Source organism: Neomegalonema sp., from assembly GCF_028688855.1.
Lineage (GTDB): Bacteria > Pseudomonadota > Alphaproteobacteria > Rhodobacterales > Rhodobacteraceae > Neomegalonema.
The window spans coordinates 95,828-118,491 of the sequence record NZ_JAQTXI010000005.1; the positions used below are offsets into that span (position 1 = coordinate 95,828).

Below are 22,664 nucleotides of genomic sequence, written 5' to 3' on the forward strand. Positions count from 1 at the left end.
GCGCCTCAGCCTTCCTTCAGGATCTCCGGCGCGAGGCTCTCCACCGCCCGCAGCGTCGCCGCCAGAGCGCCGCGCGACTCCATGGCGGCCTCCTTCGCGGCGGCGCCCATGCGCTTCGCCTCGGCGGCCCCGTCCGCCAGAAGCAGCGAGACCGCGAAGGTCAGCTTCTCGGCGCTGGCGATCTGCATCGCGCCCCCCGCCGCCGTCAGACGCGCGTAATCGGCCTCGGCGTTATGGGTCAGAGGGCCGGTCACCACCGCCGTCCCCAGAGACGCGGGCTCCATGGGGTTATGTCCGCCGCCGGGCAGCGTGAAGCTGCCGCCCATCACCGCCACCGGCGCCAGACGCATCCAGAGCCCCATCTCGCCGAGCGTGTCGGCGAGATAGATCCCCGGTTGGTCGGGAGAATCCCCCTGGCTGCGGCGGCCGTAGGCCTCCACCTCCCGGGCGACGGCCTCGCCGCGCTCCGGATGGCGCGGCGCGAGGATCAGCGTGAGGTCGGGCGTCGCCTCCGCGAGGCGCTTGTGCGCCTGGGCCATCACGATCTCTTCGCCCGCATGGGTGCTCGCCGCCAGCCAGACGGGGCGACCCGCGAGGGCCTTGCGCATCTTTTTCAGCTCGGCGGGGTCATGCGGGGGAGGCCCCGCCTCGGATTTCAGATTCCCCGCCGTCGAGACCGCCCGGGGCGGCGCGCCCAGGCCCACGAAACGCGCCGAGACCTCCGGAGTCTGGGCGAGGATCGCGCCGAAGCGCCCCAGCAGGCTTTCCGCCGCGCCGGGCGCGAAGCGTCGCCAGCGCGAGGCCGAACGCGCCGAGATCCGGGCGTTGGCGAGGATCAGCGGAATCCCGCGTCCGGCGGCGTCGAGGATCAGCGTCGGCCAGAGCTCGGATTCGATCCAGACGCCCAGATCCGGGCGCCAGTGGTCGAGGAAGCGCCGCGCCCCTCCCGGCAGATCCAGAGGCGCATATTGATGCAGGACTCCCGGAACCGCCCGCGACTCCAGCATGGAGGCCGCCGTGACGGTGACCGTGGTGATCAGCACATGCAGATCGGGGTTCCGCTCGCGCAGGGCCTCGGCGAGGATCAGCCCGGTCAGGCTCTCGCCCACGCTGGCGGCGTGGATCCAGACCAGAGGCCCTTTCGGGCGCGGGAGGCTCGCCTCTCCGAAGCGCTCTCCGACGCGGGCGGGATCCTCCTTGCCCCGCCGGATCCGCCGCTTCAGCCAGAGCCGCGCCGCCGGGCCCCCGAGATGGCCCAGGCCGCGCCAGAACTTCAGGCCGAAGGAGGCGGCGGGAGGCGGAGTCATGGCCGGGGCCTCCGGGCGGGAGCGGGCGGAAAGGGCTCGGCGCGCCCCGCGAGCAGGTCGGCGCGGGCGGTGGCCTCGCGCAGGAGCCCCTCGATGCGCAGCCGATGGGCCTCCAGAGCGGCCCGGTCGGAGGCCTCGGGCGCCGCCAGAGGCGGAGCCGCCACCAGAGCCGCCCGCGCGAAGGGCAGAGGCAGCAGAAGACCGTCCCAGCTCTTCAGCCGGATCGCCGGACGACAGGACCAGGCCGCCGCCGTCACGGGGGTTCCGCTCAGGGCGCTGAGCGTCGCCGCGCCGCCTTGCGCCTCTTCGGTCGGGCCGCGCGGGCCGTCGGGGGTGATGGCGATGGAGGCGCCTTTCTCCAGCACCTCCAGCAGGCTGCGCGTCGCCGCCGAGCCGCCCTTGTCCTCGCCCGTGACGCGGTTGCGGCTGGAGCCGTGCACCACGCCCAGTCCGAACCGCGCGGCCACCGCGGCGATGGCCGCGCCGTCGCGGCTGCGCGAGATCAGCACGAAGGTCCGGCGCTCCAGAGCGGCGGCGGCGGGCGCCATCATCATCAGGCGGCCATGCCAGAAGGCGAAGATGGTCGGGCCCTCGGGCAGGGTCTCCAGACCCTCGCGCCGCCAGCGCATGAGCCGGAAGGCGAGACGCAGATAACCCGCCGTCGCGGCGGCGGCCAGAGACCGGACCCAGGGGGCGCGCGTCAATCGCCGCATCCGCTTCTCCTCATTGCGGCGCCGCGGCGGCTGTCCGGCCGGGCGCCCTGTTGCGGCTCCGGTCGGGTCCGGTCACCGGTCGTCGGCGGTGGGCTTCTCGCGCAGACGGCTCAGATCGGCGATGAAATAGCGGGTCTGGGCGTGATCCACGGTTCTCTGAGCCGCGGATTTCCAAGCGTCGTAGGCGCTGGCGTAGTCCGGGAAGACCCCCACCACGTCGATCTTCGCGGGATCCTTGAAGTCGTGGGAGGTGGTGGAGACCAGTTCTCCGCCGAAGACGAGATGCAGGCGCGTGTCGGACATCGGAATTCTCCCGGGCGAATGCTGCGGGCGCAGAGGAGCGCCCTGCGGCTTTCTCGCCAGAATTTCGCTGCGGCGCAAGATGACCTTGCGCCGCCGCAGGGTCGACGCGGGATCAGCCGCGCTTCTCCCTGTGCTTCTCCTCGGGCCTGCCCTTGTCGACATAGGGATTGTCGCCGCCGCGCATCTGCATGCGGATGGGCGTTCCGGGCATGTCGAAATCCGCGCGCAGGTTGTTGACCAGATAGCGGATGTAGGATTCCGGGATCTCGTCGGGGCGCGAGGAGAAGAGCACGAAGGTCGGCGGACGGCTGCGCACCTGCGTCGCGTAACGGATCTTCAGGCGGCGCCCCGAAACGGCGGGCGGCGGATGATGCTCGACCATCGCGCCCAGCCAGCGGTTGAGCTTGCCGGTGGAGATGCGGGTGGCCCAGACGTCGCGGGCGCGGAAGATCGCCTCGCGCAGACGCCCGATCCCCTGGCCCGTCTCGGCGGAGAGCGTGATGAGCGGCACGCCGCGAATCTGCGGCAGCAGCCGGTCGAGCTCCTCCTTCAGGGAGCGGAGGGTCTCCTGGCGGTCCTCGACGAGATCCCACTTGTTGACCGCCACCACCACGGCGCGGCCCTCGCGGGCGGCGAGGTCGATCAGGCGAAGATCCTGCTGCTCGAAGGGCGCGCCCGCGTCGAGCAGCGCCACGATGACTTCGGCGAAGCGCACCGCCCGCAGGCCGTCGGCGACGGACATCTTCTCCACGCGGTCGTCGATGCGGGCCTTCTTGCGCATGCCCGCCGTGTCGAAGATCTTGACCTTGCGCCCGCCCCAGTCGAGCGTATAGCCGATGGCGTCGCGGGTGACGCCCGCCTCGGGCCCGGTGAGCTGGCGCTCCTCGCCGAGGATCGCGTTGACCAGCGTCGATTTCCCCGCGTTGGGCCGCCCGATCACCGCGATCTGAAGCGGACGGAGGGTGGCCTCCGGAGGTTCGGGCTGGTCGGGGTCGAAGTTTTCCTCTTCGAGGTCAGGCAGGAACTCGGGCTCCATGGCGGCGGCCTCGGCTTCGGCCTCCGCCTGCTCTTCCTCATAGGCGTGGATCCAGGGCGCCAGGGCGTCGCGCAATTCGCGCATCCCGAGCGCATGTTCGCCCGAGATCGGAATGGGCTCGCCCAGACCCAGGGCGTAGGCCTCCGAGGCTCCGAGCTCCGCCGCGACGCTCTCGGCCTTGTTGGCGGCGAGAATCACCTTGCGCGCCCGCTTGCGGAGGATCTCGGCGAAGATGTGGTCCGCCGGAGCCAGACCCGAACGCGCGTCCACCACGAACAGGCAGGCGTCGGCCATGTCCACGGCCTTTTCCGTCTGACGGCGCATGCGGCCCTGAATCGAGGCGTCGTCGGCCTCTTCGAGGCCGGGCGTGTCCATGGCGACGAAGCGCAGATCCAGCAGGCGCGCTTCGCCTTCGCGCAGATCGCGCGTGACTCCGGGCTGGTCGTCCACCAGCGCGAGGCGCTTGCCGACGAGCCGGTTGAACAGGGTGGATTTGCCGACATTGGGCCGGCCGACGATCGCGAGCGTGAACATGCCGCCCTTCTAGAGGCTTTTCATCCGCCGCGCATGGGGAAAATGCGCGAAGGGAGGGGGCGCTCCGGAGTTTCGGCGCCCCCTCCGGCGAGGATCAGGGATCCAGGGCCTGCAAGGCGCCGGCCACGCTCTGGAGCGAGAGGACGATCTCCTGGGTCCGGCGCGCGGCGGCCGAGCATTCCGCGTCGCGATGCATGCCATGTCCGCATTCGACGGCCTTGAGCGCATCGGCGCGCTGGGCGGCGGTCTGGGCCTTGAAGGCGGCGAAACGGCCGCTGGCCTGTCCGGCCTCCATGGCCTCCGAGATCCGGGCGCAGGTGACGCTCTGGCCGCGCAGGGCCTCGGGGAGCCCTTCGCCGCCCTCAGGGGCGCCGCACATCTTCCAGAGCACGTCCGTCTGGACCAGCGGATAGAGCCGGAGCAGATCGCGGTCCACGTCGCTCAGGCCTTCATATCCGGCCTCGACGGCGGAGGGCTCCCAGAATTCATAGCCCCCGAGAAAGGCCGCAGGCGAGATCTTGTCGCCGCGCCTCGGCGGCGCCTGACGCGGCGCGCCCGGAAGCTCCACGCCGCGCCGCACGAAGGCGAAGCTCTGGGTCGCGGCGCGGTCGGGCTCTCCCTGAGCGTTCAGCGGCGCCCAGGTCATGATGACGCCCGGCCCCCGCGCCGTCACGCGCATCACGCCCGCGCCGCCGCGCCAGTCCACGGCGCCCTCGACCGCGCCCGCGGCCACGCGCTCGGCCTCGATGTTGTAGACCACGCCGCCCGGCGTCGCGCGGAAGACGAGCGCATAGCCTCCGCCCTCACGCGGATGCGCCGCAAGAACCATGGACTGCGCCCCGTCCAGCCCGACATAATCGCCGGGAATCGGGTCAGGGGCGCTCTGGAGGGCGGTGGGGGAGGTCTGTTGCTGCGCTCCGGCCATGGGCGGGGCGAGGGGCTGCGCGGCGGCCGCGATCACCCCGATCCAGACAAGCCTGCGCCATAGTTCGACCATAAGCTCTTGCTCCTTCGCGGCTCCCGCCTTGCGAAAAGGCGGTAGCGGGCTCTTATCTCCGGTTCGTGTCATGAATATGGTGGCGCGGCGTTTCAGGCAAGCGAAGGGGGCCGGGAGCCTCGTTTCGGGACAGTGGAAGAGGCGACTCCGGAGAAGCCGGAGCGGGAAGGGGCAGGGATGGACTGGGACAAGCTGCGCGTCTTTCACGCCGTGGCTGCGGCGGGCAGCCTGACGCAGGCGGGCGAAAAGCTGCATCTGAGCCAATCGGCGGTGAGCCGTCAGATCCGCGATCTCGAGGATTCGCTCGGCGCGACGCTGTTTCATCGCCATGCGCGGGGCCTTCTGCTGACTCAGGAAGGCGAGGCGCTCTACGAATCCACGCAGAACATCTCGGCGGATCTGGCGCGGGCGCGGGCGCGCATCCGGGCCGCGCGCGAGGAATCCGGCGGAGAGCTGGCGGTCTCGACCACGGTGGGCTTCGGCTCGCTCTGGCTGGCGCCGCGCCTCGGCAGGCTGCGCGAGGCCGCCCCCGCCCTGACGCTGGATCTGCGCCTCTCGGACGAGGTGGTCGATCTCGCCATGCGCGAAGCCGACGTGGGCGTGCGCATGAGGCCCTCGCCGCAAAGCGACCTGATCCAGAAGCCCTTGCTCAGCGTGCGGCTGCGGCTCTACGCGACCGAAGGCTATCTGAACGGGCGTCCGGCGCCGCGCACGCTGGACGACCTCGCCGACCACGACGTCCTGACCTACAGCCGCAACGCCGCCCAGCCTCTGGAGAACCTCGACTGGATCTTCCGGGGGCGGCGGAGGATCCGGCCGGTGCTGACGGTGAACAATCACCTCGGGCTGCTCCAGGCGGCGCGCGAGGGCGTGGGCGTGGCCGCGCTGCCCGATTATCTGGCGGCGCTCGCGCCCGAGCTGATTCCGGTCGGCGAGGAGGCCCCGGGCCCGAAATACGAGATCTATCTGGCCTGGCCTCAGGAGCTGCGGGGCTCGCATCGGGTGGCGCTCTTCCGGGATTTCCTGCTTGAGGAGCTGGCCGCGCATCGCAAGACCTATCCGCCTGATCCATTCTGAGACGGATTCCTGAAAGGATCAGCGAATTTCGCGCGGAGTCCCGAAAATCGCGCGAGGATGCGTCCTGAATCGATCCGGATTCGCCGGCTTCCGGGCCTGGCTCGGCTTTTGCAGCCCTTCGGCGCAAAGGCTCGACATCACGTTCGGAGAGGCCATCCATGACCCATCTCAAAACCCCCACCCGCGCCGCCCTCGGGGCCGCCGTCGCGGCGGCGGCTCTGGCGACGGCCTTTCCGGTCTTCGCCGGACCGATCCGGCCTGAAGACGACGGCGCGCTCTTCCGGCTGCGTCACGGCGTGCAGATGAACGCGGCGCTCGACGCCCGCACCAGCGCCGTGGTCTTCCGCCCCGCTTCGGCGGAGAACGAATTCACTCTGGACGACGACGCTTACGTCGAGGATCTGGCGGCGCTGCGCCGCGCGGATCTGGCGGTGGCCCTGCCGCCTCCGGCGCCTCTGCCGGAGCCGCCGCGTCGTCTGCCGCCGCAGACGCTCTACGCCCAGGCCGCGCCGATGCTGGCCTACGCCGCGCCGAGCGCCCCTGTGACCGCGCCCGCCTGGCTGGAGACCTCCTCCACCACGACGGAGACCCTTGCGCCCGCCCCGATCTATGCGGCTGCGGAGAGCTATGGCGAGATCGTCCCTGTGGCGGCCTCCGCCCCGGCGATCTACGACGCTCCGGCTGCGGCGGCCTATGCTCCGGCGCCTGTGGCGGCCTCGCCCTGCGCGGGCGGAGTTCCGGGCGGTCTGACGGCCGCCTCCCTGGCGCCGGGCGGCGCCTTCGGGCCGCAGACGAGCGGCGCGTCGGGCGTCTCGCAGACCTTCGTGAACGGCGAGCTCGTGGCGGCTTCGGGCGCGGCCTCGGTTGCGGGAGCGGGCTTCGGCGGCTGCGCCGAGGGCGTCGGCGGGCCGGTGGTGATCGTGCATGAGGTGACGACCTCGCCGGTGGCCTATGCGGCTTCGGCGATGGAGTCGGCGGCGCTGGGGCTGAGCTACGGCGCGGCGGGCGGCTACGGCATGAGCTCCGGAGCGGCGGGCTGGGGCGGCGGCGGCATCGCCGTCGGCGGCGGCGCGGCCTCGGCGGGCGGCGGCGGCGGAAGCTTCGCGATCTCGGCGCCTTCGGTGATCGTCGGCGGGGGTGGAGGCGGCGGAGGCCGCACCGTGATCGTCGAGGGTTCGACCACCCATATCGACAAGTCGACCACGAACATCGACCGCTCGACCACCCAGATCGACAAGTCCACGACCAACATCGACCGCCGCAGCTACGACAACCGCAGCTATGACAATCGCCGCATCGGAGACAAATACGTCTCGATCAGCAATTCGCACAGCGGCGGCGCCTCTTCGAGCAGTTCTTCGGGCGGCTGGGGCTCCTCTTCGTCGTCGTCCAGCGGCGGTTCTTCGGGCGGACATGGCTCGTCTTCGGGCGGCGGCTCCTCCTCGTCGAGCAGCAGCTCTTCGTCCTCCAGCTCCTCCTCGTCCTCGTCGGGCGGCGGAAGCAGCGGCGGACACGGCTCCTCCTCGGGTGGTCATGGCTCTTCGAGCGGCGGTCACGGCTCGTCTTCGGGCGGCGGCTCCTCCTCCTCGTCGATCAGCAGCTCTTCGTCCTCCAGCTCCTCTTCGTCCTCGTCGGGCGGCGGAAGCAGCGGTGGCCATGGCTCGTCTTCGGGCGGACACGGCTCCTCCTCGGGTGGTCATGGCTCTTCGAGCGGTGGTCACGGCTCCTCCTCGGGCGGACACGGCTCCTCCTCGGGCGGACACGGCTCTTCGAGCGGTGGTCACGGCTCGTCTTCGGGCGGGCATGGTTCTTCGAGCGGCGGACATGGGTCGTCCTCGGGCGGTCACAGCTCGTCCTCGGGCGGCGGCTCCTCGTCGAGCAGCAGCTCTTCGTCCTCCAGCTCCTCCTCGTCCTCCTCGGGCGGCGGACATGCGAGCGGCTCCTCGTCCTCCTCGTCGAGCAGCAGCTCGTCTTCCTCCTCCTCGTCTTCGGGCGGCTGGCAGGTGGCTTCCTCTTCGGGCGGCCACGGCTCGTCGAGCGGCGGACATGGGTCGTCCTCGGGCGGACACGGCTCCACTTCGGGCGGCGGCTCCTCGTCGAGCAGCAGCTCTTCGTCCTCCAGCTCCTCGTCGTCCTCTTCGGGCGGGGGTTCTTCTTCGGGCGGCTGCTGCAAGCCTCCCTCGTCGTCTTCGGGCGGCTCTTCGGGCGGACAGGTGCCCGAGCCCGGACCTCTCGGTCTGCTGGCCATGGCGGGGATCGCGGCCTTCCTGCGTCGCCGCTTCGGCCGCTGAATTCCGAATTCCACAGGGGAAAGACAAGGGCGCGTCCGGGAGACCGGGCGCGCCTTCCCCGATTCAGGGCTTCAGCCCAGGGCCGTCCCGGCGGAAAGCGGAAAACCGCGGAGGAGATCCTCCGCCGCCATGGGGCTCTTGCCGGGGCGTTGCAGGATCAGCGCGCGCAGAGCCTTCTGACTCCCCGCCGCGCAGGAGATCAGGAGCCGGTCGTCGAGGAGCATCCCCGGCGCTGCCTCGGGCTCGGGCGAATCCTCCAGGCGGGCGCGCAAGATCTTCACCCGCTCGCCTGCGAGTTCGGTCCAGGCGCCGGGCGCGGGGGAAAGTCCGTGGAGATGGGCGAGAACCGCCTCCGGGGCGCGGTCCCAGGAGATGCGGGCTTCCTCCTTGAGGATCTTGGCGGCGTAGACCACGCCTTCCTCCGGCTGAGGGACGGCCTCCGCCGCGCGGCCCGCCTCCAGATCGGCGAGGGCTTCGAGCATCAGCTCCGCGCCGAGCCGCGCCAGACGGTCGTGCAGATCGCCGGAGGTCTCCAGAGGGGACAGCGGCGTCTCGACGCGTTTCAGCACCGGGCCTTCGTCCAGCCCCTCGCTCATGCGCATGACGCAGACCCCCGTGACCGGATCCCCCGCCATCACGGCGCGTTGGAGCGGCGCGGCGCCGCGCCAGCGCGGCAGAAGCGAAGGATGGATGTTGAGGCAGCCGAACTCCGGCGCCTCCAGAACGGGGATCGGCAGGATCAGCCCGTAGGCCGCCACCACCGCGACTTGCGCGCCATGGCCCGCGAAACGCGCCTGAGCCTCGGGATCGCGGAGGGTGCGGGGAGTCTCGACCGTCAGGCCGAGTTCGCGCGCCCGGACCTCGACGGGGGTGGGGCGCAGGGCGCCTCCGCGTCCGGCGGGCTTGGGAGCGCGGCAATAAACGGCGAGGATCTCATGCCCGGCGGCGGCCAGAGCGTCGAGGGCGGGCAGGGCGAAGCCGGGGCTGCCCATGAAGATCAGGCGCATGAGGCCTCCAGAAGCGGGATCGGGAGGCCAAGCTCTAGACCAGCAGGCGGCGGCCGGGAAGCCTTTACGCAACCGCCCGCGCGGCTTCTGCCTCGGCGCGCCAGATGGCCCAGACCCCTTCGCGCAGCTTGCGCCTCTGGGGCGCCGGAGCCCCCGACAGCTGCGCGGCCGCCAGAGCCAGAGCCTCGCCGCTCTGGAAGAAGGGACGCGGATCCTGTCCGCGCGCCAGCCACCAGGCCGCCGCTCCCGTCAGGGCCAGATGCCGCGCGAAGGCCGCGCCCGCGTCGTGGAACTCGGGGCTGAGGGCGTAGGCCGAGCCATGGGCCTTGCTCAGGGCGGCGTGGGCCTGATTCAGCGCGGCGAAGTCTCCCATGCTCTTGCGCAGGGCGCCGATCAGCGTCGCGCGAGGCTCGGCGCCGAGGCGCGGGTCCTCCTGAGCGGCGGCGATCAGCGCAGAGGCGGATTCGCTCAGGGCGTCGCCCGCGACGGGCCGCAGCGCCAGCGAAGACCAGCGGCCCTCGGCGGGGCCCGCGCCTCCGAAGCTCTCGCGCAGCTTCGTCCAGCAGGCTTGCGGATCCATGGCCCCCGAAGCCGCCCCCAGAGGAGTCAGATGGGCCGCCAGCCCCGCCAGAGCCTGCGGGCCTTCGGGATCGAGGAAGCGCGCGGCCTCGGCGTCGCGGCGGAGCTTGCCGAAGAGCGCCCCCGCCGGATCGTCCGCCAGAGCCCCCCGCGCCCCCAGAGACGCCGCCGCCGCCGAGAAGATCGGCCCGACGGCCTCGAAGGCGCGGGCCTGGAGCGCGTCGGCCCAGAGCCCGGCCTGAACCGGCCAGGCGCCGAAGGCGCGCAATCCGGCTTCGGCGAAGGCCTCCAGAGCCCAGAAGGCCGCCAGAGCCTCCGAAAGCAGGGCGCGTTCGGGGGCGCGGCCTGCGGCGTTCTGGGCGTTCTCCAGACGCGCCGCCAGACCGAGCGCCGTCTCCATGGGGCCGAAGAGCGTCGCGAGGTTGAAGCTCTTGGCCAGAGCCAGAACCCGCCGGGCCAGATCCAGCCCTTCGCCCGCCGCGCCGATGCGCTCGGGAGCTTCGGCGGCGTCGAAGCGGATCTCGGCGAAATCCATCCCCGAAAGCCCGAGCAGCCGACGCCTCGGCCCGATCTTCACGCGGGCGCTCTGGCCTTCGCGGGGGGCGAGGAAGATCGAGACTCCCGCCGTCTCCGGACCCGGCTCGCGGGCCAGAGCCGCCACGCCCAGGGCTCCGGCGGCGCCCGGCGCGAGCCCCTTGCGGCCCGAGAGCCGCCAGAAGCTCGCCTCCTCCGAGGCGGCGGCGCGGATCTCCGCGAGCGGGCGTCCGGGCTCGGCGAAGGCCAGAGCCAGCCCTCCGCCGCGCGCCACCCCCGAGAGGATCGCCTTCTGACGCGGCGTTCCGGCCAGCTCGCCGAGCGCCAGAGTCCCCAGCTTGACCGCCAGAGGCGGCGTCAGGGCGGCGTCGCGTCCGGCGAGCCCTCGCGCCAGAGCGAAGGGCCGGGCCAGATCGGTCAGGCGTCCGCCGGTGGGCCAGTGGGCGGGAATCAGCTCCTCGTCGAATCCCGAGGACGCCAGCCGCTCGCGCGCCTCTTCGGGGGGCTCGCCCGCGGATTCGCGCCGCAGGGCCTGCGGCCAGCCGAAGGGATTCACGGGATCCGCCGGATCGCCCAGCAGCGAGGCGAGGAAGGCGGAGGCGGGCGGCGGGGCGGACATGCAAGCTTCTCCTGAGGAAAAAACCGCGCGGACGGCGTGAGTCTACCGGCCGCAGGTTTCGGGCGGGTTTCGGCGCGGGCGGATTCAGCCCGCCCGTACCGGAACCCCCAGACCTGAACGCTCGCGCGCGAGCCCGCCCGGATCAGGCCCCATCAGGCCCCGATCATCAGGCGGGAGGCCGCCAGGAGGGGCGCGGCGGATGCAGCGGCGGCATGGGCGCGCCGCTCAGCGCCAGCCAGGAGAGCCGGGCCTCGAAGGCGGCGGCGCGGAGCAGGCGTCCCAGAATCTCCTGAGGCGGGCCCCCGAGGTCGAGGTCCAGATGATCGCTCCAGGCGCGGAACTCCTCGGCGGTTTCGTCCAGCCCGTGGAGGAAGGCTCCGCCGCCGAGCCTCTGGGTCTTCTCCAGCACGAGGGCGGCCTCATCGAGCGCGAGGTGGTCGGCGCCCATCGCGAAGAGCGCCGCCAGAGCCTGAGGCGAGCCAGCCCCGCCCGCCGCTCCGACCAGAGGCCAGACCTGAGGCCCGCAGAGCGTCTCGCGCAGACGGAGCGTCCGCGCGAGCAGCGGCAGGGTGGGCCAGGCTCCGGCGCCTCCGGCGGCGACCACCGCGTCGGCCATGGGCGAGCCGAGGGCGAGGTCGCGCCTTTCGGCGTCGATCAGGCCGCGCGCCAGAAGCTGGTCGAGCAGATGGGCGGGCGCAGGCCGCAGGAAGGCTTCCGCGGAGGCCGGATCGGAGACCCGCGCGATCAGCCGACGCGGCGAGACCGCCGCGCCTTCGGCGTCGCGCGAGAGGGTTTCGCTCCGCCAGAGGGCCAGCGCGAGGCTGGGCGCGGCGAAGCCTTCGACCTCCAGCACGCGGCCGCCGCGCCGGGCCCAGAGTTCGGCCATGGCCTCGGCGGCTTCGGGGCGGGCGGAATCGCGCCGGACCCGCAGCGCGAAGAGGCGTCCGCCGAAGGCCCTCTGGGCGCGGGCGACGGCCATTTCCGCCTCTTGCGGGCGGGCCGGAGGAATCAGCGAGGCCAGGGCGCCGAAATCGCCGAAGGCCTGGGCCAGGCCCAGGTCGGCGGCGGGCGCCATGACCGCGAAGCGCGAACCGAACTCGCGCCGGAAGGCCGGAGAGCCCAGGCGCTCGGGCGGAAGAGGCGGATAATAGCAGAGCACGCGCTGACCCTCCGGCGGGGCGAGGGGGTTGGGCGCCAGACCCAGACGGCCTTGCGCGTCGGCCACCAGAGCCCCCGCCGAATCGAGATCGCGCAGACGGTCGGCGATGGCCTCCGATCCGCGCAGGGCCTGGCCTCCGGGCCGCAGGAATGCGATTTCACCGCTCACGTCAGATCCTCCGCCGCCCATTTGCGCATCCAGCCTTCCGCCTGGGGGCCGAAGCGCGGCCCTTCCTCCGGGGCCCCGAGCCCGAGGCTCAGGGCCTGACGCGTCCTCTCGAAGATCCGGTCCGCCTCCTGCGCCTCGGCCAGAGCCGGAGCCCACAGCCGACGCGCCGTCCGGCGGGCGGCGGCGCGGCGCGGCTCGGGGAAGGCGCGGCGGGGCTCGGGCCTTCCGGCCAGAGCGGGCAGGCCCGGCCCGTAGGCGCGGGGCGTCGCCTGGGGGCCCTCGGCGAGGGCCGCCGGATCGAGCCGGACCCCCTCGGCCATGAGCCGCGCCAGGGCGCTCCAGAAGGCGCGTTCCGGCGCGACGCCGGGCGTCTGGAGCGTCACGGCGGCGTGAGGCAGGCCCTCCAGGGTTTCGCAGATCCAGCCCGCCGCCCCGATCCCCGGCCCGCATTCCACGAAGATCCGCGCGCCCGCCTCATGGGCGGCCTTCGTCAGACGGCGGAAGTCGGCCGGAGCGCAGAGGATCTCCGCCAGCGCCCAGGAGAGCCCCGCCGGACTCCAGTCGCGGATCGGGCGGAAGTCGCGCGCCGAAAGCCGGATCACGCCGTCGGCGGGCGCCCGCGAGGCCTGGCGGAACAGCGCCGCCGCCTCCGAGAACCCCATGCGGGCGAGGTCGCAATGCAGGATGCGCCGGGCCGCCTCCGGTTCGGGACGCGCCTCCGCGCCGAGATCCGCCGCGAAACGCTCCAGAGCCTCCGGCGCTCCCGCCGCCACCGCCGAACGCGGCGAATCCAGCGAGAGCATGAACACGTCGTCGCGTCTGGCGGCGGCCTCCAGCGCGGCCCCGGCCTCGACGTCCAGGCGCACGGCGGCCCAGATCCCGGAATCGGGCGTCTCCTCGCCGAGGCCGAAATAGCGTCGGGCGAGAAGCTTCGGTCCCGAGAGCCCCCGCGCCACCAGATCCGAGCCGCGCAGCGCCGCGCCCGGATCGGCCTGAGGCCCCCAGACTCCCGCCGCCGCGAGCATTCCGATCTCGCCCAGACCATGGCCGAAGGCGAAGCGCGGCGCGATCCCGAGGCCCTCGGCCAGCAGCCGCGCCAGACGTCCCGAGATCTTCAGGCCGTCGAGCATCTCCTCCCGCGCGCGGCGGGCGGGGGGCAGGGGCTCGGAGAGGCGGGCGCCGTGGAGGACCTCCTCCTCCAGCCCTCCCGCATGGACGAAGGCGACGGGCGCGGCGGGACCCAGAGGCCGCGCGACATAGGCGCTTCCGCCTTCGCCGCTCCAGAAGGCCGGAGCCTCCGCGAGGGCGCGGCGCAGGGCGCGGGCCTCGGCGACGACCTCGGCGCGCCTGCGCCCCAGCAGGGCCGCCGTGGGCAGACGCGCGGTCGGCCGCCAGACGGCGAGCCGGGCGCGATGGGCGCGCTCCAGATCGGCGCCGCTGTCGAGCTCGCGTTCGAGATTCTCCAGAGCCTCGACCATTCCGGCGCGGTCGGGCGCCTGAACCGGCCAGAGCCGCAGGACGCCGAGATCGTCGAGGCGGCGCGGCGGACGGCGCGGCGGACGGGCCTGGTCGGGCTCCAGCAGGCCGAGGACGCGGTCTCCGTCGCGCAGGACGCGGTCGAGCCGCTTGAACAGCGCGATTCCGGCGGCGTCCTCTCCGGCGGCGGGGCCGCCCGCCAGCATGGCCAGCGCCTGACCCGCGCGCAGGCAGGCCGCCGCGAGGCCGCAGATTTCGGCGTCCGTCGCGTCGGGCAGGCAGATCGTCGGGCCGCCGAGCCCCAGGGCGCGGCGGATCTGGGCGGCGGCGGCCTCGGGATCCTTGTCGGGGGCGATCTTGAGGATCAGCCCCGTCCGGGCGAGGGCTTCGCGGCGCAGACCCGCCTGACGCAGGATCTCGCGCAGGGCGGGCGATCCATGGTCGAAGGCGGCGGCCTCGGGCGTGAAGTCGAAGACGCCGAGGATGGCGACCGGAGCTTCAGGGCCGACGGCGGAGGGAAGGGAGGTCATGCGCGCGGCTCCTTCAGGCGCTCTGCTGGGCGGCGGCTTCGGCTTTCGCCTCGGCTCTCGCGTCCTGGGGCGCGAGCCGGATGGCCGGAGGCGGGCCGAGGATCACCGCGGCGTCGCAGGCCATGAGCGCCGCGCCCGCCGGGGTGCGGACCGTCAGGCGCCAGACCGCCGCCCGCGTCGAATCGCGCCTCAGCCGGGCTTCGACGAGCAGGGGCCCTTCGGCGTGGGATCCCTCGCGGACGAAGAGGTTCTCCAGCCGCATGAGGGCTCCGGTCTGTCCGGCGCGCCGCCGCGTGGCCGCAAGGGCGCTCTGGACCATGCCCTCGGCGAGGAGCGGATCCAGCAGGGCGGCCCGCTCGGCGCCGGGGATTCCGGCTTCGTCGCGCAGCGCGAAGAGCCCTTCCTCGGCGCCTTCCTCCATGTGGAAGGCCTCCAGAAGCCGCAGCTCCGGGCCATGGGTCAGCACGCCCTCCGCGTAGAAGCCCAGAGCGGAGCCCTCCGGCGGCGCGACGGGCGGACGGGATTCCGCCGCAGGCGCGCGCGCCGAGAAGCGCGCTCCCTCGATCTTCAGCCGCGCCGAGCCCGAATCGTCGAAGAGTTCGAGATCGGCCTTCAGATCGCCGTCCAGGGTCCATTCCGCCGAGCGCAGACCCAGGGTGGTCCAGCCCGTTCCGGCGGCGCCGCCCAGAGCCGCCCCGTTGGCCAGCGACAAGCCCGCGCAGCCCTGAGCCCGCCAGCCGGGCGCGAAGCGCTCGACCGCCGCGAAGGCCGCCGCCAGAGCGAAGGAGGCCGAAAGGGCGGCGTCCTCCGCGGCGGCGCCGGGCGTCATGGCCGCCGAGCCGAAGAGGGCGCTCCAGTCGGCCTTGAGCGCGGCGCCTCCCGCGGTGAGGGCGCCCGGGTCGATGCGGCGCAGGGAGAGGGCGGTTCCGGCGCCGCCGATCAGCGTCAGCCCGAGCCCGGAGGCCGGACGGCGCAGCTCCTCGGCGAGGGCCGCGACCACGCCGGGCTCCACCTCGTCGGCGAGCGCCCAGAGCAGCGCCCTCACGTCGATCCCCATGGCGCGCGCGCCCATGGCGAAGCGCCGGACGGCCTCGTCGGCCATGGCGTCGGAGAGGCTTTCGCTGGAGTCCAGAGCCGTGGGCAGGAACCAGATCCGCCGCAGATCGGCGCCCGAGAAGGCGTCCATCAGGGTCTCGACGCGGCGCATGCGGCGGCGATAGGCGGCGGAGAAATCGGCGTCCGGCCCGGAGGTCGGGGCGTAGAAGACGCTGACGGGGCCGTCTCCGGCCTCCTCCAGATGGGCGGCGATCTGGTCGGCGGCGTCGGGGGCGTCGAAATCGACGGTGGCGTAGGCCGCCTCGGAGCCGAGCCGGCGCAGTTCGGAGAGGCAGGCCCGCGTCTCGCGGTCGGCGACCACGGCCTCGCTGAGCGCCACCGCGCCCACGGCGGCGCGATCCTCGTCGGCGCCTTCGGCCTCCAGAGCCTGGAAGGCGGCCCAGCGCAAGGATTCCTCGCTCTTGATTCCGATGGCCCATGCGGGTTCGTCGAAGAGCAGCCGATGCGTCCCGAGCAGCAGGCAGCGACGGGGCGCGCGGGCGGCGGCCTCCTCCAGCCAGAGCGTGGCCACGCCCCGGGCGTCGCCGATCAGGACGAAGATCTCGTCCTCTTCGAGGTCGCGGGCGGGGGGATCGGGTTCGAGGAAGGGCAGGCTCTCGAAGCGGCCCGCTGCGGAGACGGCGACCTCCACGCGGCCGCGGTCGGCGTCGCAGAGCTCGGCGACGAGCAGCGCGGCGGCCTCGGCGCGGGGCAGATCCGCCGCGAGATCCACGGCGCGGCAGAAGAAATTCGGCTCGGCGGCGGCCAGAGCCTTCGCCAGCCCGAAGGCCGAGGAGCCGAGGCCCTCCACGGCGCGGGGTCCGTAGCCGAGCGCGCCGTCGAGGCGGGCCACGGTCGCGAAGACGCGGCGTTCTCCGCGGGCGGCGGCCTCATGGAAGGCCTCCTGGGCGGCTTCGGCCAGAACGCGGGCGATCTCCAGACGCGCCAGAGACGTGCGCTCGTCCTCGCCCGGCGGATGGAGATAGACGACGCCGGTCCAGGGTCCGCTGTCGCGGAAGAGCTCCAGAGCCCCGACGTCGGCGGCGGCGGCCACCGCCGCGCAGGAGGCTTCTCCGGCTTCGCGCCGGAGCCCCTGGGCGAGGTCGGCGGCGAGATCGGCGTCGCCGACGATCAGCCAGCGGGCGTCTCCCGGATGGGCCTGACGCAGCGGCGGCGCCGCGATGGGCGCGAGGTGGAAGGCCAGACGCGTGAGGGCGGGTTCGAAGCCGGCCTCCTCGATCTGGAGGGCCTCCGCCGTTTCGGGCGCTTCGGGACCGGGGATCACCGCCAGCTCCTGAGGCGCGCGCAGCGCCGGGAGATTGTCGGAAGGATTCTCGGGGAGCCTCTCGGGCAGATTCGTCGACGTCGTCGCCGGGAGGTTTCCGGTCGGCGGTTCGGGGGCGGCTTCGGGGGCGGGCTCGGACGCCGCGGCTTCGGGCTCGACCGGCGCGAGGAGGGGGGCGGCGGGCTCGGGCTCTGCGGTCTGGAGCGCCTCGACCGCGAGGGCCGGAGCCTCCTCCTCCGCGAATTCGGGCGCGGCTTCGGGCGCGAGTTCTGGCTCGGGCCGGATCTCGAAGGCCTGAGCCTCGGCTTCGGCTTCGCGCTCGGCCTCGATCTGGAGCAGTTCGGGCGCCGCATCCTCGAACCGGAGCGCGGAAGGCGCCTCGGAGAGCGGCGCGGGCTCGGGCTGGATTTCAGGCTCGGGTTCGGGGGAGGGCGCGGGCTGGCTCTTCGCCGCGAAACGCTCGGGAGGATCCGAATAGGGCTCCTCCTCGGCGGGTTCGAGGGCGGGCGGCCAATCGGCCTCCAGCGCCGCGAGCGCCGCCAGGGCGGGGGCGCTGGTCGTCTGGACGGAGGCGAGCCCGGTCCGCACGCCGCCCAGAGCCGCGATTCCCTCCAGATAGAGCCGATGCGAGTCGGCGGCCTCGCGGCGGGCCTCCTCGACGGCGAAGAGCGCCTCGGGATCGGCCGAAGCCTCCAGCAGGGCGCGCAGGGCGGCGGTCTGGTTCTCCAGAAAGCGGGCGTGGGCGGTCGTGACCTGTTCGGCCAGACGCAGCGCCAGAGCCGCTCCCGTCAGAGGCGCGGGCGGCGCAGGCGGCGCGGCGGGAGCCTGCGCCTCTTCGGGGGCCTCCTCCGGCGCGGCGGAGGGAGCCTCCTCTTCCTCCGGCTCGACGGGGGCCTCGACGGGCTCGGGCGCGGAGGCTTCGGCCTCCTCCCCGGCCTCGGCTTCGGCCTCGATCTGGGCCGGGGCCTCCTCCAGGGCGGCAGAGAGCGCCGGATCTTCAGGCGCCGGAGCGGCTGCGGCCTCTTCCGGCTCCTCCGCTTCGGGCGCCGCCGGGAGGACGGCGGACAGGGCCTCCGGCTCCTCCGCCGGAGCCTCCTCCTCAAGCTTCGGCGCGGGCTCCGGAAGGGCGGACTCCTCCTCGGCCTGCTCCTCGGCTTCCGGGGCTTCGGCTTCCGCCGTCTCGGGAGCTTGGGGCGGCTCGGCGAGGGGGGGCTCCTCCTCGATCTCCGCCGGTTCGAGCCGGGCCTCCTGCGGCGCTTCGGCGAGGGCCTCTTCGATCATGACCGCCTGAAGCAGGGCCACGCGCGGCGGAGGCGCTTCGACGAAGGACTCCTCAAGCATCGGCGCTTCGGGGGGCGCCGTTTCGGGGGGCGCCGTTTCGGGGGTCGTCGTTTCGGGAGCTGGAGCTTCGGCGCGCGGCGCCTCCGGCCGGGCCTCGGGCTCGGGCTTGGGCTCGGGGCGGGGCGGGGCGGGCGCAGGCGCGGGTCGGGGCTGGGGCGGACGCTCGCCCTTGAAGGCCGCGCCCGAAGCCGCCAGAGCCGCCGCCGCCTCCATGATGCGCCTTGCGGAAAGCTCGGGTTCTGCGGAATCCAGCGCCACCGCCATGTGCGGACGCCCTTCGAGGATCGCCCGGACATGACGCGTCAAGGCGTCGCCGGGGCCGAACTCCACGAAGATCCGGGCGCCGTCGGCGTGCATGCGCTCGACGGTCTCCTGGAAGCGCAGCGGCCGGAGCAATTGCCGCGACAGCCGCTCGACGATCTCGCCGGGGCCGTAGGGCAGGGCGGTTTCGGCGCCGTAGACGGGCAGGCCGGGTTCTCCGAGCCGCGCCCGGCGCAGGGCTCCGGCGAAGGTGGCGGCGGCGACCTCGGCGCGGGCGCTGTGGTAGGCGAGGGCGCCGGGCATGGATTCATGCGCGATCCCCCGGCCCAGAAGACGGGCGGAGAAGGCTTCCAGCTCCTCGATCTCGCCGCCGACCACATGGCTGCGCGGCGCCTCGTGGCGCGCGACGAAGACCCGCAATCCCGATTCTCCGATCAGATCGAGCGAATCCTCGATGGGCGCATGCACCCGCAGATTCGCCGAAGGCCGACGCGGATCGGGCGCGCTCATGGCGCTGGCGCGGGCGTAGAGCAGGGCGCCGAGCGTTTCGTCCTCCATGGCGCCGGCCGCCCAGAGCGCGGTCGTCTCGCCGGAACCGTATCCGGCGAGCATGTCGGGGGCGAATCCTCCGGCGCGCAGCACGGCGTATTGTCCCGCCGCCAGAGCCGCCGCTCCAAGCTGCGCGTAGATCGGCGAGCGCAGCCGCGCGGCGGTGCGGGGATCGTCTCCCTGGACGACCTCCGTCAGGGGGGGATCCCCGAGGGCGGCGAACATGCGGTCGAAGCTGCGGGCCACGCCCGAGGCGCGCGGGAATCCGGCCGTCAGGGCGGCGCCCATGCCCGGATGCGCCTCCTGCTCGCCCGAGAAGAGCGCGGCGATCCCGCCCGGATCGACCGCCCGTCGCCGGAAGCAGACCCCGTGCTGATGAAAGGCCTCCAGATCAGGCCTCATCTCCAGGAACCGGACGGAGGCCTCGATCAGGGCGCGCCTTTCGGCTTCGCTGCGGGCGGCGAATCCGATCCTCGCCCAATCGGGCGGCGCCTGGGTCTCGAAGGGGAAGGCCTCGGGCTGCGCCGCCAGATCGGCGAGCCGGGCGATCAGCGCCCGAGTCTCGGGAGCCGCCGCCAGAAAGGGACGGGGCGGAGCTTTCGCGCTCGAGCTCTGGATCATGAGGGCGTTCCTTGGGCGGCATCCGTGGTTGTCGGGCCGTCCGCGCTCGACCATCCGCCGTCTTCGGCGTGGGGGCGCGTTCCGGAACGCGCCGATCCTCCGCCGGACGGGAGGTTCAGCCCGATCCCCAGCCCATGTCGTTCACATGTTCCTCAAATTGGTGTAGATAGGCTTACCGATCCCGAAAAGACGGCTTTCCAGGCCTTTTGGCCCGGCCTCCGGAGCGGCGCGCGGCGTCGAGGCGCAAGGCTCCGTCCGCCCGCATGGCGGGCGGCGGGCGGAAGGCTCCGGCGTCAGGGAGAAGAGGTCAGGGCGCCTTCAGCATGGCTTCGAACTCGCGCCATTCGCCGGGCGACATGCCGGACCCGGCCTGAGTCACGGCTTCGCCGGCCAGCATCCGCCGCAGGACCGCCATGGCCGGTCCCGAGAAGCTGCGCGCGTCGAGGCGGTAATCCTCGAAGGCCTGGGCCGCGACGGGCGTCCAGAGCTTCACCAGCCCGAGAATCGCTTCGGCGTAGGCCCGGATCTCGTATTGGGCGTGGGGGTCGGCGCGCAGGCTGAGGAAGTGCAGGAGATTGTAGAGATCCGTCTTCCAGTACCATTGCGTATAGGCGTTGAGCGGCAGATTCATGCGGGCCAGCTCGCGCGCGAGGCCCTGGCGGCTGTCGTCGTTCTCGGCGAGGAGATGCTCGTAGCTGGAGAAGCTGCGTTCGGCGTCCTCGCGCAGGATGCGCAGGGCCTCGGCGGCCTCCTCGCCTTCGAGCAGATCGCCGCGCCCCTGGCGGTTCTTGCGCGACTGCGCCGCCAGATGCTCCGGAGCGGGGAGGTAATACTCCCGGTCGAGGATGGAGTAGCGCGCCGAGATCTCGTTGACGTTGGCGGTGCGGTGCCGGATCCACTGCCGCGCCACGAAGATCGGCAATTTCACATGCAGCTTGATCTCGCACATCTCGAAGGGCGTGCTGTGGCGGTGCCGCATGAGATAGCGGATGAGCCCCGCGTCGTCGCGGAGGGTCTTGGTCCCGGCGCCGTAGCTGACCCGCGCCGCCTGCACGATGGCCGCGTCGTCGCCCATGTAGTCGACCACCCGCACGAAGCCGTGGTCCAGAACCGGGACGGCCTCGCCCAGACGGGCTTCGAGCGCCTCGGAGACGGGACGGGCGAGAGGCTGGACGGGGGACTGGGTGGGGGAATCGGCCATGGCGAAAGGCTCCGCAAGGATCTGGGAGCCTCTCTTAGGCCATCAGGCGCGGAGGGGAAAGACGCCTCGTGCGCCCCTCAGTCCCGGATCGCGACATAGGGCTCGGCGGCGACGGCGATCAGCCGCAGACGCGCCTGATTCTCGGCGAAGAGCGGGAAAAGCCCCCGGATCTGCATGCGGAAGGCGCGTTCGCGCGTGGGAGTCGCCCCGCGGGAGAACATCGGCTGACGCAGCACCGAAGCGGCGATCATCTCGTGATAGCGGGCCTCGACGAATTCGGCGTCGATGGTCTCGCTCATCCAGGCGTCGCGCATCGAGTTGCCGCCCCGGCGCACGACCTTCTCGCCCTGCCCGACGATGGAGAAGTCGACGAAGCCCTGCATGTCCACCGGCTCGACGTGCTCGGCGTACATCAGAGCCGCCTGAAGCCGGGGGTTTTCGAGGATTTCATTCTCGTGAGGCAGCAGGTGCCCCCGGCGAAGCTCTTCATAGGCCTTCGCGATCATCTCGGTGGGATGCCCCGCCGGAAGATCCGCCCGACTCAGGGGCGTGAGGCTGTAGAGATTCGCCGAGGGGCCAGCGGCGCTGAGCGAGGCGGCGTCGGTCATGGGAAGCGGGCTCCTCGGCCGGGATGGGGGGCGAGATGGAGAAAGTTTCATCCTTATCTCTCACATGTCTTGACAATCTCTTGAGGGATGGCCGCTCCCCATCCTTTCGCAGAGGGAATCCGCCGAAGCCGCTTGACGCCCCGTCGCGGATGAAGCATCCGGCGCGAGCGTCCGGACGGCGGCCTCGGGGCGGAGGCGCGCCGCGCATGAAATTTGCTGGAAACCCGCCTGCGGCCCGGAAGGCCGGGGCGCCTTCCTGCGCTCCGGCGCGGGCGGGCAGGATGAGGATGGATCGATGCGGATCGGAAAATGGGCGGCTGCGGCCGCTTTCTCGGCTCTGGCCGCGAGCTTCGCGCCCGGCGGCCCGGGCGTCGTGGAGCGCGGCGGCGTCGCGCAGGCCCAGGGCTACGCCCAGCAGGGCGCGCCCCTCGGCGGGACGATCCACCCCCTGCCCGACGGTCAGCGCCTGCTCGTGACGCCGGACGGAAGACGCTATCTCCTGCCGCCCGCCCCTCAGGCCCAGCAGGGCTGGCCGCCCGCGCCCACGCCGGTCACGGTCGCGCCGCCGGCCTGGCAGGCCCCCGCCTGGACGCCGCCTCAGCCCGTCCCGACTCCGGCTCCGCGCCCGACCTACGCCGCGCCCGCCCCCGCCCCCGCGCCGAACTTCTCGCCGATCCCCGGCCAGACCGGCGTTGCGGGCCGGGGCGCCTACACGACCTCGACCCATGTCAGCCGCCGCGAATCCGACCAGTCGACGGGCTATCGGGCGGGGGATCCGCGCATGTACGCCAACAGCTCCGACGGCCGCACGCCGGTTCCGCCGACCATCGAGCTGAACATCGCGCCCTCGACCCAGGAGGAATCGCTCTGGTGCTGGGCTGCGGCCGCGCAACAGGCCGTGGGCTGGGCGAACCGGGGCCGGGCTCCGGCGCAATGCGAGATCGTGGCGACGGTCCACGGCCTGGACGCGGCGGCCTGCTGCGCCGATCCGAAGAGCGTCTGCAACGTCACCGGCGAGATCCCCGAGATCATCCAGCTCGTGCGCCGCTTCGGCGGACAGGCCCAGACCGCGCCGGTTCCGCGCACGCCCCGGGAGATCCAGGAGGCGGTCGCGCAGAACAAGGCCATGCTGATCCGTCTGCGGCCCCAGCCGCGCGAGGAGGCGGTGGGGATCCGTCACATGATCATCGTGCGCGGCCTGGAGTGGTTCCGCATGCCCAACGGACGGATCCAGGCCAAGCTGCTCTACAACGACCCTCTGGGCGACGGTCAGCGCGCCGTGGACTTCGACGAGATCGTCGGATTCTTCGAACAGGCCATGGTGGTTTCGCCCTGATCCGCCTATTTCTGCGGGGCGGCGGCCTCCTCGAGGG

15 protein-coding genes are annotated in these 22,664 nt (G+C 72.8%); 3 read left to right on the top strand and 12 right to left on the bottom strand.

Going from position 1 to position 22,664, the window contains the following annotated elements; all coding sequences use genetic code 11:
* Positions 1 to 5: 5 nt before the first annotated feature.
* From PHN62_RS05275 to PHN62_RS05295, 5 genes are all read right to left on the bottom strand, one after another.
* Positions 6 to 1,307, bottom strand: a complete 1,302-nt coding sequence (locus PHN62_RS05275; protein ID WP_300147327.1) for a 3-deoxy-D-manno-octulosonic acid transferase — start codon at positions 1,305 to 1,307, stop codon at positions 6 to 8.
* Complete coding sequence (locus PHN62_RS05280) at positions 1,304 to 2,020, bottom strand: DUF374 domain-containing protein (RefSeq protein ID WP_300147329.1); 717 nt, start codon at positions 2,018 to 2,020, stop codon at positions 1,304 to 1,306. Before PHN62_RS05280 ends, PHN62_RS05275 begins: the two co-directional genes overlap by 4 nt.
* Before the next feature lie 72 nt (positions 2,021 to 2,092).
* Positions 2,093 to 2,323 (bottom strand): DUF4170 domain-containing protein, encoded by a 231-nt coding sequence (locus PHN62_RS05285; protein ID WP_300147331.1) that lies wholly within the window; start codon positions 2,321 to 2,323, stop codon positions 2,093 to 2,095.
* A gap of 112 nt (positions 2,324 to 2,435) precedes the next feature.
* The gene (gene der / locus PHN62_RS05290; protein WP_300147334.1) at positions 2,436 to 3,893 is read right to left on the bottom strand and encodes a ribosome biogenesis GTPase Der; all 1,458 of its coding nucleotides are present in this window, start codon (positions 3,891 to 3,893) and stop codon (positions 2,436 to 2,438) included.
* Between the two features lie 94 nt (positions 3,894 to 3,987).
* On the bottom strand, positions 3,988 to 4,890 hold the full coding sequence (locus PHN62_RS05295) for a hypothetical protein (RefSeq protein ID WP_300147337.1): 903 nt from the start codon (positions 4,888 to 4,890) through the stop codon (positions 3,988 to 3,990).
* 177 nt (positions 4,891 to 5,067) lie between these two features.
* Between PHN62_RS05295 and PHN62_RS05300 the strand changes: the two genes are divergently transcribed.
* Both PHN62_RS05300 and PHN62_RS05305 read left to right on the top strand, forming a co-directional pair.
* A complete protein-coding gene (locus PHN62_RS05300; protein ID WP_300147340.1) occupies positions 5,068 to 5,967 on the top strand; it encodes a LysR family transcriptional regulator in 900 nt (299 codons plus the stop codon).
* A gap of 158 nt (positions 5,968 to 6,125) precedes the next feature.
* Positions 6,126 to 8,258, top strand: coding sequence for a PEP-CTERM sorting domain-containing protein (locus tag PHN62_RS05305; protein ID WP_300147343.1), 2,133 nt, complete (start codon positions 6,126 to 6,128; stop codon positions 8,256 to 8,258).
* A 71-nt stretch (positions 8,259 to 8,329) separates the two neighbouring features.
* On the opposite strand, the gene fmt is transcribed toward PHN62_RS05305, so the two are convergent.
* From fmt to PHN62_RS05340, 7 genes are all read right to left on the bottom strand, one after another.
* Positions 8,330 to 9,265 carry a methionyl-tRNA formyltransferase gene (gene fmt / locus PHN62_RS05310; RefSeq protein WP_300147346.1) on the bottom strand — a complete coding sequence of 312 codons (936 nt, stop codon included), beginning with the start codon at positions 9,263 to 9,265 and terminating at the stop codon, positions 8,330 to 8,332.
* Positions 9,266 to 9,329: 64 nt separating this feature from the next.
* Complete coding sequence (locus PHN62_RS05315) at positions 9,330 to 10,997, bottom strand: acyl-CoA dehydrogenase family protein (RefSeq protein ID WP_300147348.1); 1,668 nt, start codon at positions 10,995 to 10,997, stop codon at positions 9,330 to 9,332.
* Positions 10,998 to 11,163: 166 nt separating this feature from the next.
* A complete protein-coding gene (locus tag PHN62_RS05320) occupies positions 11,164 to 12,324 on the bottom strand; it encodes a hypothetical protein (RefSeq protein ID WP_300147351.1) in 1,161 nt (386 codons plus the stop codon).
* Entirely contained in the window at positions 12,321 to 14,330 is a 2,010-nt protein-coding gene (locus PHN62_RS05325; RefSeq protein WP_300147354.1) for a hypothetical protein, read from the bottom strand. The genes PHN62_RS05320 and PHN62_RS05325 overlap by 4 nt, the downstream gene beginning before the upstream one ends.
* A gap of 13 nt (positions 14,331 to 14,343) precedes the next feature.
* Positions 14,344 to 19,482 (bottom strand): acyltransferase domain-containing protein, encoded by a 5,139-nt coding sequence (locus PHN62_RS05330; protein ID WP_300147357.1) that lies wholly within the window; start codon positions 19,480 to 19,482, stop codon positions 14,344 to 14,346.
* 307 nt (positions 19,483 to 19,789) lie between these two features.
* The gene (thyX, locus tag PHN62_RS05335; protein ID WP_300147362.1) at positions 19,790 to 20,683 is read right to left on the bottom strand and encodes an FAD-dependent thymidylate synthase; all 894 of its coding nucleotides are present in this window, start codon (positions 20,681 to 20,683) and stop codon (positions 19,790 to 19,792) included.
* 77 nt (positions 20,684 to 20,760) lie between these two features.
* Positions 20,761 to 21,291 carry a hypothetical protein gene (locus PHN62_RS05340; RefSeq protein ID WP_300147365.1) on the bottom strand — a complete coding sequence of 177 codons (531 nt, stop codon included), beginning with the start codon at positions 21,289 to 21,291 and terminating at the stop codon, positions 20,761 to 20,763.
* Positions 21,292 to 21,586: 295 nt separating this feature from the next.
* Between PHN62_RS05340 and PHN62_RS05345 the strand changes: the two genes are divergently transcribed.
* Positions 21,587 to 22,627 (top strand): hypothetical protein, encoded by a 1,041-nt coding sequence (locus PHN62_RS05345; protein WP_300147368.1) that lies wholly within the window; start codon positions 21,587 to 21,589, stop codon positions 22,625 to 22,627.
* Positions 22,628 to 22,664: the final 37 nt, after the last annotated feature.